The sequence below is a fragment of the Streptomyces sp. P13-3-3 genome, assembly GCF_050571355.1.
GTDB lineage: Bacteria > Actinomycetota > Actinomycetes > Streptomycetales > Streptomycetaceae > Streptomyces > Streptomyces althioticus.
This window is the reverse complement of sequence record NZ_CP192228.1, coordinates 4,549,506-4,563,482: the sequence shown is the minus strand read 5'-3', so window position 1 is coordinate 4,563,482 and position 13,977 is coordinate 4,549,506. Positions and strand designations below refer to the sequence as shown.

Sequence of the window (13,977 nt, the reverse complement as noted above, 5' to 3'; positions counted from 1 at the left end):
ACGGCCCCCCAACCGTCCGGCACCCCCACTCACCCCCCGAGGAGCTTCGAGTGACTCCCCTCTACGCGCGTCGTCGCCGTACCGCCCTGGCCGCCGCCACCGCCGTCGCGGCCGGCGCCCTGCTCACCACCGGCCTGGCCACCGGTACCGCGACCGCCGACTCCGCCCCGGCCGGCAAGCCGGTCCTGGGCAGCGCCCCCGTGCTGCTGTCCGCCTCCGCGCGCACCTCCCTCATCCAGGAGCAGCAGTCCACGGCCTCCGGGACCGCCGACGCGATAGGCCTCGGCGCCAAGGAGAAGCTGATCGTCAAGGATGTCGTCAAGGACGTCGACGGCACGGTCCACACCCGCTACGAGCGCACCTACGACGGGCTGCCCGTGCTCGGCGGCGACCTCGTCGTGCACGAGCCGGCGGGCGGCGCCAGAACCGTCACCAAGGCCGTGAAGACCTCTGTCGCCGTCGCCTCCGTGACGCCGAAGGTCGCCGCGGGCAAGGCGGAGACGCAGGCGCTCGCCGCCGCCGAGAAGGCCGGTTCCGCGCGCACCGAGGCCGACTCGGCGCCCCGCAAGGTGATCTGGGCCGCCGAGGGCACGCCCGTCCTCGCCTACGAGACCGTCGTCGGCGGCCTCCAGGAGGACGGCACCCCGAACGAGCTGCACGTGATCACGGACGCCACCACGGGCGAGAAGCTGCACGAGTGGCAGGCCGTCCACACCGGCACCGGCAAGAGCCTCTACTCCGGCACGGTCACCCTCGGCACCTACAAGTCCGGCTCGACGTACCAGCTGTACGACACCGCGCGCGGCGGTCACAAGACCTACAACCTGGCGCGCGGCACCTCCGGCACCGGCACCCTGTTCACCGACGCGGACGACACCTGGGGCACCGGCACCGCCTCCAGCTCCTCCAGCGACCAGACCGCGGCCGTGGACGCCGCCTACGGCGCCCAGATCACCTGGGACTTCTACAAGAACACCTTCGGGCGCAGCGGCATCAGGAACGACGGCAAGGCCGCCTACTCCCGCGTCCACTACGGCAGCAACTACGTCAACGCCTTCTGGCAGGACAGCTGCTTCTGCATGACCTACGGCGACGGCACGGGCAACACCCACCCGCTGACCTCGCTGGACGTCGCCGGCCACGAGATGAGCCACGGCGTCACCTCGGTCACCGCGGGCCTGCGCTACAGCGGCGAGTCCGGCGGCCTGAACGAGGCGACCAGCGACATCTTCGGCGCCGGGGCGGAGTTCTATGCGAACAACTCCGCCGACTCCGGTGACTACCTCATCGGCGAGAAGATCGACATCAACGGCGACGGCACGCCGCTGCGGTACATGGACAAGCCGAGCAAGGACGGCGCGTCCAAGGACTACTGGTCCTCCAGCCTCGGCTCGGTCGACGTGCACTACTCCTCGGGCCCGGCGAACCACTTCTTCTTCCTGCTCGCCGAGGGCAGCGGCTCGAAGACGATCAACGGCGTGAGCTACAACTCGCCGACGTACGACGGCTCCACCGTCACCGGCATCGGCCGCGCCAAGGCGCTGCAGATCTGGTACAAGGCGCTGACCACGTACTTCACCTCGACGACCAACTACAAGGCGGCCCGCACGGGCACCCTGAACGCGGCGTCGGCGCTGTACGGCGCGAACAGCACGGAGTACAAGGCGGTCAACGCGGCCTGGAAGGCGGTCAACGTCAGCTGAGGCCGGTTCCCGCCCGTGCCGCGCGGCACCCGGAGCACTTCGCTCCGGGTGCCGCCGGTGCGTTCGGGGCCACCGCCTAGGCTTGGGTCCTATGTCTTCGGCGGACTTCACCTACGACCACGTCGGCGCGAGCCGGGATCCCGAGTTCTGCCCTCCGGGATTTCACCACTTGAGGGAGCGCACGCGGCTCGGCGAGGGGGAGAAGGTGTTCCACCAGGCGGTGGACGCGCTGTTCGGTTTCGAGATGCACCGGGAGATGGGGGTCGGCATCGACGCCTCGGCGGACCGGGCCGCGGCCGGCGTCGACGTCACCGTCACCCTGGCGGGGCTGGTGAAGGCGCCCTGCCGGGTCGTGTGGGCGGCGGAAGAGTACCGCGAGGCGGGGTGGGCGTACGGGACGCTGGCGGGGCATCCGGAGAGCGGGGAGGAGGCGTTCGTGGTGCACCGTACGGGTGACGGCACGGTGTGGCTCACGGTCTCGGCGTTCAGCCGCCCGGCCCGCTGGTACGCCCGAGCGGGTGGCGCGGCTACCCGGTCCCTCCAGCACGCGTACGCCCGCCGCGCCGGCAAGACCCTCCGCCGCCTGGCGACCCGAGGCGTGGAGGACGCCTGAGGGTTACGGGGGTGCGGGGCCTTGTCCATCGCCGGGTGCGGGCTGTCGGGGCCTGATCGCGCAGTTCCCCGCGCCCCTAAGGCGCCTCCGCCTGCGGGCAGTCGTGCCGCTTGGGGCGGCACGGGTGGGCGCAGGCGGCACCTCGCAGCACCGAGGTGTGCAACGCCCCCACGGCCACGAGAGTGCCAGGCACTGTTCACCGCCGGGCGCGGGCCATCCGTGGCTGATCGCGCAGTTCCCCGCGCCCCTAAGGCGCCTCGCAGCGTAACGCCCCCGACGGGTACTCGGGTGCCGGCCGTCGGGGGCTGGTCGCGCAGTTCCCCGCGCCCCTGAAGGGCGTCATCTCACCGCATCAGTAAGCCCGCCGCCTCGGCGACATCCTCCGGTGGCACCGCCACCAGACCCAGCTCCGCCCCGGACGCCAACAGCCGATGGCTGGGAAGAACCCGCACCGTGTACCCGAACGGCCCCGTCCGGTCGAGGGCCAGCGGGCCCTCGTAGACCCACTCGCCCCCCGCCCCGGGAACACCCACCGGCTTCAGCGGCACGGCGACCGCGTCCGTGATGCGATCCTCCTCGTCCACCCGCCCCGCGACGGCCTGCACCTCCACGTCCTCCGGCCGCAGGCTCCCCAGCCCCACCCGCACCCGGAGGGCCAGCGTGCTGCCCAGCTCGGCGGTGGCGGAGGCCACGGACGTCTCGACGTGGTCGACGGTCACCCCGTGCCACGCCCCCCGCACCGCCGCCTTCCACTCGGCGAGCTCCCGGGCCGCGTCCGCGTCCATCGCCCGGTGCGCGTGCGCGGCCGGCGTGTACAGCCGGTCCACGTACTCCCGCACCATGCGCCCGGCCAGCACCTTCGGCCCGAGCAGGCTCAGCGTCCGCCGGACCATCTCGATCCACCGGTCCGGCAGCCCGCTGCGCCCGCGCTCGTAGAAGGTGCGGGTCACCCGCTGCTCCAGCAGGTCGTACAGCGCCGCGGCCTCTATGTCGTCGCGCCGGTCCGGGTCGGTCCCCGCGCCGTCCGCCGTGGGGATGGACCAGCCGAAGTCGGGCTGGAACCACTCGTCCCACCAGCCGTCCAGCACGGACAGGTTGAGCCCGCCGTTGAGCGCGGCCTTCATCCCGCTGGTGCCGCACGCCTCCAGCGGCCGCAGCGGGTTGTTCAGCCAGATGTCGCAGCCGGGGTACAGCTTCTGCGCCATCGCCATGCCGTAGTCGGGCAGGAACACGATCCGGTGCCGCACCCGCGGGTCGTCGGCGAAGCGGACCAGCTCCTGGATGAGCCGCTTGCCCCCGTCGTCCGCCGGGTGGGCCTTGCCCGCGACCACGATCTGCACGGGCCGCTCGGGGTGCAGCAGCAGGTCCATCAGCCGGTCCCGGTCGCGCAGCATCAGCGTCAGCCGCTTGTACGACGGGACGCGCCGGGCGAAGCCGATGGTGAGCACGTCCGGGTCGAGGACGCCGTCGATCCAGCCCAGTTCGGCGGTTCCGGCGCCGCGCTGCCGCCAGGAGGCGCGCAGCCGTTCCCGTACCTCCAGCACCAGCAGCTCGCGCAGCGACCGGCGCAGGTCCCAGATGTCCTGGTCGGGGATGTCGGCGACGGAGTCCCAGCGGTCGGAGTCGCCGATGCTGAGCGCCTCCTCCGCGCGCTGGGTGCCGATCTGCCGGGCGCCGAGCCGGTACACCTCGGGGGCGACCCAGGTGGGCGCGTGCACCCCGTTGGTGACGGAGGTGATGGGCACCTCCTCGGGATCGAACCCGGGCCACAGTCCGGCGAACATCTCCCGGCTGACCTGGCCGTGCAGCAGGGAGACGCCGTTGGCCCGCTGGGCGAGGCGCAGGCCCATCACGGCCATGTTGAACAGGTTGGGCTCGCCGCCGGGGTAGGTCTCCATGCCGAGCCGCAGGATGCGGTCGACCTCCAGGTTCGGCAGCTCCGCGTGCGGGCCGAAGTGCCGGGCGACCAGTTCGCGGTCGAAGCGGTCGATGCCGGCCGGCACGGGCGTGTGCGTGGTGAACACCGTCCCGGCGCGGACCGCCTCCAGGGCGGCGTCGAAGTCGAGTCCTCCGGCGCGCAGCTCCGCCATCCGCTCCAGGCCGAGGAACCCGGCGTGCCCCTCGTTGGTGTGGAACACCTCCGGCGCCGCGTGCCCGGTGAGCCTGCAGTACGTGCGGACGGCGCGGACACCTCCTATGCCGAGGAGCATCTCCTGGAGGAGCCGGTGCTCGCTGCCGCCGCCGTAGAGCCGGTCGGTCACCCCGCGCTCGATGAGGTCGTTCTCCTCGATGTCGGAGTCGAGCAGGAGCAGCGGGATCCTGCCCACCTGGGCGACCCAGACGCGGGCGCGCAGGGAGCGGTCGCCGGGCAGGGCGAGGGTGATCCGGGCGGGGGCGCCGTCGGCCTCCTTGAGCTGGTCCAGGGGCAGCTCGTGCGGGTCGAGGACGGGGTAGTGCTCCTGCTGCCAGCCGTCGCGGGACAGCGACTGGCGGAAGTAGCCGTGCCGGTAGAGCAGGCCGACGCCGATCAGCGGGGCGCCGAGGTCGCTGGCGGCCTTGAGGTGGTCGCCGGCCAGGATGCCGAGCCCGCCCGAGTACTGGGGCAGGGCGGCGGTGATGCCGAACTCGGGGGAGAAGTAGGCGACGGCGGCGGGCAGCCGGCCGCTCTGCCGCTGGTACCAGCGGTCGCCGGTCATGTAGGTGTCCAGGTCGTCCGCGACCGCGGCGAGCCGGTCGAGGAAGTCGCGATCGCCGGCCAGCTCGGTGAGCCGCTCGGTGGGGACGCTGCCCAGCAGGCGCATGGGGTCGCCGCCGGCCGCGGCCCAGCGTTCGGGGTCGACGGAGCGGAAGAGGTCACGGGTTCCGGTGTGCCAGGACCAGCGCAGATTGCGGGCCAGGTCGCTCAGCGGCCGGAGGGGTTCGGGGAGCACGGGTCGGACGGTGAATCGACGGATAGCCTTCACAAGCCACCTCGGCGCGTTCGTGAGAGACGCGGTGTGCGTCCGGGTATCGCAGCCGACAGTACCGGCGCGGACACCGTCCGCGGGGGAGGCCGGGGGACACGGGTACCTCGCCTGCCCCGTCCAAACGATTCACCGCACAGTGGACATGGCCGATTCCGGCCCCATGTACGGCCTTGTCACACTTCACCCCGCGCGTCGCGCCGCCGCTCCGCGACCCGTGTCGCACCGCACGCCCCGGGCCGGTCGCCGGGCAGGGCAAGAAACCGGCCGTTTCCGCCCGCCGACGGGTTCGCCCCCACGTCACCTGCGGTGTTCTCGCCTCGCGCGCCCCTTGCGCCCCGCCCGTCCCACCGGTCACGGGCCGCCGCCGACGCACGGCGTGGGCGTGCCGACCCGCCCCGGACGGGTGGCGGACGGCGCGTTCGGGGAAGCCGCTGGTCACCGGGCGGGGCGGGTGACGCACTCGCGGCGCGTGTCCCGGTCCGCCGCGGCGCCCGCGTGCGCCGGGGGGCCGCGCACGCTTCGAAGCGCCCGCCGCCGGTGGGAACGAACCCAGCACGGGTGCGCTCCGGACCCTGGGGCGCCGAGGGGCACCGGCCGGTCTTGTGTGTCGACATACGCGTGAGTAGTTAACAAAGGGCCGGATTGCCCACCCGAACGGTGTGGGAAGGCTCCTGCGGGTACACCCCACGGGGACCCCGCAGGACCCACCTCCCCACAGTCATCCGCCCACCCTTCGTTGACGCGGACAGGAGCGGTCATGCCCGCCAAGCACCACTCGTCATCCCCCTCGCCGTCCGGCACCGAGGCGTCCGCCGCCCGCAGCGGCACAGCGCCCGCGCGCGGCCGCCCGCCCCGCACCGGTCCCGCCCCGGCCGTCGCACGCGGCACCACTCCCCCGGCGGCCCCCGGGACCTCCGTGGGACGCATCCCCGTGCTGGACGTCCGGCCGCTGGTGCGGCAGGGCCGCCGGCCCGCGAAGGCCGTGGTGGGCGAGGCGTTCGAGGTGACGGCGACGGTGTTCCGTGAGGGGCACGACGCGGTGGCGGCCGACGTGGTGCTGAGGGATCCGGAGGGGCGTCCGGGTCCGTTCACGCCGATGCGGGAGCTGGCGCCGGGCACGGACCGGTGGGGGGCGACCGTCACCCCGACCCGCACGGGTCTGTGGACGTACGCGGTGGAGGCGTGGGGCGACCCGGTCACCACCTGGCGGCACCACGCGCAGATCAAGGTCCCGGCGGGCATCGACACCGAGCTGGTGCTGGAGGAGGGCGCCCGGCTGCACGAGCGGGCGGCGGAACAGGTGCCCGGGTCCGGCGACCGGGAGGTGCTGCGCGCGGCCGTGGCGGCGCTGCGCGACACGGAACGCCCGGCGGCGGCCCGGCTGGCGGCGGCGTTGACGCCGGAGGTGGACGCGGTGCTGGCGCGGCATCCGCTGCGGGAGCTGGTCACCAGCAGCGAGCCGCTGCCCCTGCTGGTGGAGCGGGAACGGGCGCTGTTCGGGTCCTGGTACGAGTTCTTCCCCCGCTCCGAGGGCACGCCCGAGCAGCCGCACGGCACCTTCGACACGGCCGCGCGCCGGCTCCCGGCGATTGCGGCGATGGGCTTCGACGTCGTCTACCTGCCCCCGATCCACCCGATCGGCACCACCTTCCGCAAGGGCCCCAACAACAGCCTGGACGCCGGCCCGGACGATGTGGGTGTGCCGTGGGCGATCGGCTCCCCCGAGGGCGGCCACGACGCCGTCCACCCCCAGCTGGGCACGCTGGAGGACTTCACCCGGTTCGTGGACCGCGCCCGGGACCTGGGCATGGAGGTCGCCCTCGACTTCGCCCTGCAGTGCTCCCCCGACCACCCCTGGGTGCACAAGCACCCCGAGTGGTTCCACCACCGCCCCGACGGCTCCATCGCCTACGCCGAGAACCCGCCGAAGAAGTACCAGGACATCTACCCGATCGCCTTCGACGCCGACATGGACGGCCTGGTCGCCGAGACCTGCCGGGTCCTGCGGCACTGGATGGACGCCGGGGTGCGGATCTTCCGCGTGGACAACCCGCACACCAAACCCGTCGTCTTCTGGGAACGCGTCATCGGGGAGATCAACGGCAGCGACCCGGACGTCATCTTCCTGGCGGAGGCCTTCACCCGCCCGGCGATGATGCACACCCTGGCCCAGATCGGCTTCCAGCAGTCCTACACGTACTTCACCTGGCGCACCACCAAACAGGAACTGACGGAGTACCTCACCGAACTGTCGGGGGAGGCCGCCTCCTACATGCGGCCCAACTTCTTCGCCAACACCCCCGACATCCTGCACGCCTACCTCCAGCACGGCGGCCGGCCCGCCTTCGAGGTCCGCGCCGTCCTCGCCGCCACCCTCTCCCCCGCCTGGGGCATCTACAGCGGCTACGAACTGTGCGAGAACACCCCGCTGCGCGAGGGCAGCGAGGAGTACCTCGACAGCGAGAAGTACCAGCTCAAACCCCGCGACTGGGAAGCCGCCGCCCGCGAGGGCCGCACCATCGCACCCCTGATCACCCGCCTCAACACCATCCGGCGCGAGAACCCGGCCCTGCGGCAGCTCCGCGACCTCCACTTCCACCGGTCGGACAAGGAGGAGGTCATCGCCTACTCGAAGCGGCGGGACGGCAACACGGTGCTCGTGGTCGCCAATCTCGACACCCGGCACACCCAGGAGGCGACGGTCTCGTTGGACATGCCGCAACTCGGCCTGGACTGGCACGAGTCGGTGCCGGTGCGCGACGAGCTCACCGGTGAGACCTATCAATGGGGCAGCGCCAACTATGTGCGTCTCGGTCCGGGCGGGGCACATGTACTCGTCGTCGGCGGAGGGTCCGGGAACGGGCCTTCCGGGCCGCACAGCACGGTTCTGCGACCGTCCACCCCGCAGATCGGAGGGTCATCCGCCACATGAGCGTCAACGAACCCGTCCCGGACACCTTCGAAGACACCCCCGCCAAGGACCGGGACCCCGACTGGTTCAAACGCGCCGTCTTCTACGAGGTCCTCGTCCGCTCCTTCCAGGACAGCAACGGGGACGGCATCGGTGACCTGAAGGGTCTGACCGCCAAGCTGGACTACCTGCAGTGGCTGGGCGTCGACTGCCTGTGGCTGCCGCCGTTCTTCAAGTCGCCGCTGCGCGACGGCGGGTACGACGTGGCCGACTACACCGCCGTCCTGCCGGAGTTCGGTGACCTCGCCGACTTCGTGGAGTTCGTCGACTCGGCCCATCAGCGCGGCATGCGCGTGATCATCGACTTCGTCATGAACCACACCAGCGACCAGCACCCGTGGTTCCAGGAGTCCAGGCGCGACCCCGACGGTCCGTACGGCGACTACTACGTGTGGGCCGACGACGACAAGCAGTTCCAGGACGCGCGCATCATCTTCGTCGACACCGAGGCGTCGAACTGGACGTACGACCCCGTACGCAAGCAGTACTACTGGCACCGCTTCTTCTCGCACCAGCCGGACCTGAACTACGAGAACCCGGCCGTGCAGGAGGAGATGATCTCGGCGCTGAAGTTCTGGCTGGACCTCGGCATCGACGGGTTCCGGCTCGACGCGGTGCCGTATCTGTACCAGCGGGAAGGGACGAACTGCGAAAACCTCCCGGAGACCCACGCGTTCCTGAAGCGGGTCCGCAAGGAGATCGACACGCAGTACCCGGACACGGTGGTGCTGGCGGAGGCGAACCAGTGGCCCGAGGACGTCGTCGACTACTTCGGCGACTACGCCGCCGGCGGCGACGAATGCCACATGGCGTTCCACTTCCCCGTCATGCCCCGCATCTTCATGGCGGTACGACGGGAGTCCCGCTACCCGGTCTCCGAGATCCTCGCCAAGACCCCCGCCATCCCGTCGGGCTGCCAGTGGGGCATCTTCCTGCGCAACCACGACGAGCTGACCCTGGAGATGGTCACCGACGAGGAACGCGACTACATGTGGGCCGAATACGCCAAGGACCCCCGCATGCGCGCCAACATCGGCATCCGCCGCCGCCTCGCACCCCTCCTCGACAACGACCGCAACCAGATCGAACTCTTCAACGCCCTGCTGCTGTCCCTGCCCGGCTCGCCGATCATCTACTACGGCGACGAGATCGGCATGGGCGACAACATCTGGCTCGGCGACCGCGACGCGGTGCGCACCCCCATGCAGTGGACCCCCGACCGCAACGCCGGCTTCTCCTCCTCCGACCCCGGCCGCCTCTACCTCCCCACGATCATGGACCCGGTCTACGGCTACCAGGTCACCAACGTCGAAGCCTCCATGGCCTCACCCTCGTCGCTGCTCCACTGGACCCGGCGCATGATCGAGATCCGCAAGCAGAACCCCGCCTTCGGCCTCGGCTCCTACACCGAGCTGCCCTCCTCCAACCCCGCCGTCCTCGCCTTCCTCCGCGAGTACGAGGACGACCTCGTCCTCTGCGTCAACAACTTCTCCCGTTTCGCGCAGCCCACGGAGCTGGATCTCAGCGCCTTCGAGGGGCGGCACCCGGTGGAGCTGTTCGGCGGGGTGCGCTTCCCGGCGGTCGGCGAGCTGCCGTACCTGATGACGCTCGGAGGGCACGGCTTCTACTGGTTCCGGCTCCGGAAGGACGCCGCGTAGAACCCGGGGCGGGGCGGTTTCTCCCGCTCCGCCCGGGGCACGCATGAGTAACACCCCGCCCACCGGCGGCGCCCCGTGGCGCGCCGACAGAGGGGAAAGGACGCGACGCCATGTCGGAAGCCGTCACACGCACCGTCACGACCCCGCCCGGCCTCCTTGCGTCACTGGATCCACTGTTGCGGGAGTGGCTGCCGAGACAGCGCTGGTTCGCCGGGAAGGGCCGCCCGGTCACCGGGTTCGACCTGGTCGCGGCCACCGAGCTGCTGCCGGCCGGCGCCAAGCTGGGCCTCTACCACCTGCTGGTGCGCGCCCATCAGCCCCTCCAGCCCGGGCATGGCGGGTCGGAGCAGCCGGGCGACTGCTACCAGCTGTTCATAGGCGTGCGCGAGGCGCTGCCGCCCCGGCTGGCGCCCGCGCTGATCGGTCATGTGTCGCAGGGTCCCCTGGCCGGACGGACGGTCTACGAGGCCCTGCACGACACCCGGCCCGCCGACCTGCTCCTGGAGGCCCTGCGCACCCAGGCCCGGATCGGTGGGCTTCGCTTCGAGCGGGACCCCCGCCAGGAGATCCGTCCCGGGCTGGTGCCGCGCCTGATGACCGTCGAGCAGTCGAACTCGTCGGTCGTCTACGGCGACACGTTCATCCTGAAACTGATGCGCCGGGTGGTGCCCGGCATCAACCCCGACCTGGAGCTGCCGCTGGCGCTCGCCCGCGAGGGCTGCCCCCGGGTGCCCCCGCCGACCGCGTGGCTGGTCGCCGACGCCGAGGACACGGCCGGGCCGTCGCACACCCCCGAGCCGTACGTCCTGGGCGTGCTCCAGCCCTTCGTGCAGGGCGCCACCGACGGCTGGGAGCTGTCGCTGCGGGAACTCGCCAAGGGCGAGGACTTCGTCGCCGAGGCGCGGGCCATCGGGCGGGCCACCGCGGAGGTGCACACCGCGCTGGCGCGTGCCCTGCCCACGGTCACCCTGGGTCATGTGCCCATGCGCGCCCTGGTCGACGGCATGACCGAGCGGCTGGAGGCGGCCGTGCACGCGGTGCCCGCGCTGCGGCCGTACGCGGAGGATCTGCGCTCGGCGTACACCGCGCTGGACGACCTCGCGTCCGAGGGCCGCACCTGGACCGCCCAGCGGGTCCACGGCGACCTGCACCTGGGGCAGTGCCTGCGCTCCCCGGCCGGCACCTGGTCGCTGATCGACTTCGAGGGGGAGCCGGCCCGGCCGCTGGCCGAGCGCCGGATGCCGCAGCCGGCCGTGCGGGACGTGGCGGGCATGCTGCGCTCCTTCGACTACGCGGCGCGCACGACGGACCCGCCGCAGCCCGACTGGGCCGCCCACTGCCGGGCGGCCTACTGCTCCGGGTACGCGGAGGCCGCCGGCCGTGACCCGCGCACCGAGCCGGTGCTGCTGCGCGCGTACGAGACCGACAAGGCGGTCTACGAGGCGGTGTACGAGGCACGGCACCGCCCCGACTGGCTGCCCGTGCCGCTGGCGGCGCTGCGCCGGCTCGCCTCGGCCGACCCGACCTGACCACCCGACCCGCGTCCAGGAGGCTTCGCCCGTGACCCCCCGCCCCGAGTCCAGCGGTCCGCCCCCGGAGCACCCGGCCGACCAGCGGCCCACCGAGCCACCGGCACCCACGCGGAAGAAGAAGCCCGCGAAGAAGGCAACTACGCAGCCCGCGGGCAGTCGTGCCGCTGGGGCGGCACGGGTGGGCGCGGGCGGCACCCGGGCAACGCCCTCAGCGACGGCCGGCCCGAAACGGACGACTGCCGGGCCGAAGACCGCACGGACAACGCCGGCGGCGCCTCCGGCACCGGTGCCGGAAAAGGCACCGCAGCTCGCCCCGCCGGAGGCGGAGCTCGCCGTCTCCCCCGCTCTCGACGCCGACGACCGCGACCGCCTCCTGCACGGCACCCACCACGCCCCGCACTCCGTCCTGGGCGCGCACCCCGTACCCGGCGGGGTCGCCTTCCGGGCGTTCCGCCCGTACGCCCGCGCGGTGACCGTGGTGTCCGGCGGCATGACCGTCGACCTGCACGACGACGGCGACGGCTTCTTCTCCGGCCTGCTGCCGCTGCGGGAGGTCCCCGCGTACCGGCTGCGCGTCGCGTACGAGGGGACCGAGCTGGAGACGGAGGACGCCTACCGCTTCCTGCCCACGCTGGGCGAGCTGGACCTGCACCTGATCGGCGAGGGCCGGCACGAGGAGCTGTGGACGGTGCTGGGCGCGCACCCCATGACCCACCAGGGGGTGACCGGCACCCGCTTCTCCGTGTGGGCGCCGAACGCGCGGGGCGTGCGGGTCGCGGGCTCGTTCAACTTCTGGGACGGCACCGGCTTCCCGATGCGCTCGCTGGGCTCGACCGGGGTGTGGGAGCTGTTCGTGCCGGGGATCGGCGAGGGCGAGCTGTACAAGTTCGAGATCACCCGCCCCGACGGTTCGAAGACCCTGCGCGCCGACCCGATGGCCCGCCGCACGGAGGTGCCGCCGGCCACCTCGTCGATCGTCACGTCGTCCCGGTACGAGTGGGGTGACGCGCAGTGGCTGGAGCGGCGGGCGGAGGTGCCCGCGCACCGGGCGCCGCTCTCCGTGTACGAGGTGCACCTGGCCTCCTGGCGTCCGGGCCTCACCTACCGGCAGCTCGCCGAGCAGCTCCCCGCGTATGTGAAGGACCTGGGCTTCACGCACGTCGAGCTGATGCCGGTCGCCGAGCACCCCTTCGGCGGGTCGTGGGGCTACCAGGTCACCGGCTTCTACGCGCCGACCGCCCGGCTCGGCACCCCGGACGACTTCAAGTACCTGGTGGACGCCCTGCACCGGGCCGGCATCGGCGTGATCATGGACTGGGTGCCCGCGCACTTCCCGCGTGACGAGTGGGCGCTGGCCGAGTTCGACGGCCGCCCGCTGTACGAGCACTCCGATCCGCTGCGCGCCGCGCACCCCGACTGGGGCACCCTGGAGTTCGACTTCGGGCGGCGCGAGGTGCGCAACTTCCTGGTGGCGAACGCCCTGTACTGGTGCGAGGAGTTCCACATCGACGGGCTGCGGGTCGACGCGGTCGCCTCCATGCTCTACCTGGACTACTCGCGCGAGCCCGGCGAATGGACGCCGAACGAGCACGGCGGCCGGGAGAACCTGGACGCGGTGGCGTTCCTGCAGGAGATGAACGCGACCGTGTACCGCAGGGTGCCGGGGGTCGTGACGATCGCCGAGGAGTCCACCGCCTGGGACGGCGTCACCCGCGCCACCCACCACCGCGGTCCGAGCGGCTTCGGCGGGCTGGGCTTCGGGCTGAAGTGGAACATGGGCTGGATGCACGACTCGCTGGAGTACATGAGCCACGAGCCGGTGCACCGCAGGTACCACCACGGTGAGATGACGTTCTCGATGGTGTACGCGTACAGCGAGAACTACGTGCTGCCGATCTCCCACGACGAGGTGGTGCACGGCAAGCGGTCCCTGGTGTCGAAGATGCCGGGCGACTGGTGGCGGCAGCGCGCCGACCTGCGCGCCTACCTGGGCTTCATGTGGGCCCACCCCGGCAAGCAGCTCCTCTTCATGGGGCAGGAGTTCGCGCAGGGCGCGGAGTGGTCGGAGGCGCACGGCCCCGACTGGTGGCTGCTCGACCCGCACTACGGCGCGGAGGCCGACCACCGCGGGGTGCGGGACCTGGTGCGCGACCTCAACACGGTCTACCGGGCCAGCCCCGCACTGTGGCAGTACGACACCGAGCCGGCCGGCTTCCGCTGGGTGACCGGGGACGCCGCCGACGACAACGTGCTGGCGTTCCTGCGGTACGACGCCGACGGCTCGCCGCTGCTCGCGGTGTCCCACTTCGCGCCCGTGGTGCGGCACGACTACCGCATCGGCGTCCCGGACGACGTGCCCGCCTGGCACGAGGCCCTGAACACCGACGCGGCCCGCTACGGCGGCTCCGACGTCACCAACCCCGACCCGGTGAAGCCGGAGCCGCAGGGGTGGCACGGCCTGCCGGCGAGCATCCGGCTGACCCTGCCGCCCCTGGCGACGGTGTGGCTGCGCCCGGCCTGACGGCGGGCGGACG

7 protein-coding genes are annotated in these 13,977 nt (G+C 72.3%); 6 read left to right on the top strand and 1 reads right to left on the bottom strand.

The window, feature by feature from the left end; translation table 11 throughout:
• The first annotated feature begins 50 nt into the window (after positions 1–50).
• Positions 51–1,703: a M4 family metallopeptidase gene (locus ACQZOG_RS20980; protein WP_430741717.1), complete on the top strand. Its 1,653-nt coding sequence runs from the start codon at positions 51–53 to the stop codon at positions 1,701–1,703.
• A 91-nt stretch (positions 1,704–1,794) separates the two neighbouring features.
• The gene (locus tag ACQZOG_RS20975) at positions 1,795–2,316 is read left to right on the top strand and encodes a DUF1990 domain-containing protein (protein WP_033276055.1); all 522 of its coding nucleotides are present in this window, start codon (positions 1,795–1,797) and stop codon (positions 2,314–2,316) included.
• 344 nt (positions 2,317–2,660) lie between these two features.
• Here ACQZOG_RS20975 and ACQZOG_RS20970 read toward each other — a convergent pair whose 3' ends face one another.
• Positions 2,661–5,279, bottom strand: coding sequence for a glycosyltransferase family 1 protein (locus ACQZOG_RS20970; RefSeq protein WP_058916975.1), 2,619 nt, complete (start codon positions 5,277–5,279; stop codon positions 2,661–2,663).
• A 760-nt stretch (positions 5,280–6,039) separates the two neighbouring features.
• On the opposite strand from ACQZOG_RS20970, the gene ACQZOG_RS20965 reads away from it, so the two are divergent.
• From ACQZOG_RS20965 to glgB, 4 genes are all read left to right on the top strand, one after another.
• Entirely contained in the window at positions 6,040–8,214 is a 2,175-nt protein-coding gene (locus ACQZOG_RS20965; RefSeq protein ID WP_401457506.1) for an alpha-1,4-glucan--maltose-1-phosphate maltosyltransferase, read from the top strand.
• Entirely contained in the window at positions 8,211–9,911 is a 1,701-nt protein-coding gene (gene treS / locus ACQZOG_RS20960) for a maltose alpha-D-glucosyltransferase (protein WP_037641659.1), read from the top strand. The genes ACQZOG_RS20965 and treS overlap by 4 nt, the downstream gene beginning before the upstream one ends.
• Positions 9,912–10,021: 110 nt before the next feature.
• Complete coding sequence (locus tag ACQZOG_RS20955; RefSeq protein ID WP_430741716.1) at positions 10,022–11,440, top strand: maltokinase N-terminal cap-like domain-containing protein; 1,419 nt, start codon at positions 10,022–10,024, stop codon at positions 11,438–11,440.
• A gap of 289 nt (positions 11,441–11,729) precedes the next feature.
• On the top strand, positions 11,730–13,964 hold the full coding sequence (glgB, locus tag ACQZOG_RS20950; protein WP_230229227.1) for a 1,4-alpha-glucan branching enzyme: 2,235 nt from the start codon (positions 11,730–11,732) through the stop codon (positions 13,962–13,964).
• The last annotated feature ends 13 nt before the right edge of the window (positions 13,965–13,977 follow it).

Bases quoted from the DNA above. Each gene is read 5' to 3' on its own strand.
- ACQZOG_RS20975 (WP_033276055.1), top strand. From the start codon at position 1,795: ATGTCTTCGGCGGACTTCACCTACGACCACGTCGGCGCGAGCCGGGAT.
- ACQZOG_RS20965 (WP_401457506.1), top strand. From the start codon at position 6,040: ATGCCCGCCAAGCACCACTCGTCATCCCCCTCGCCGTCCGGCACCGAG.
- treS (WP_037641659.1), top strand. From the start codon at position 8,211: ATGAGCGTCAACGAACCCGTCCCGGACACCTTCGAAGACACCCCCGCC.
- ACQZOG_RS20955 (WP_430741716.1), top strand. From the start codon at position 10,022: ATGTCGGAAGCCGTCACACGCACCGTCACGACCCCGCCCGGCCTCCTT.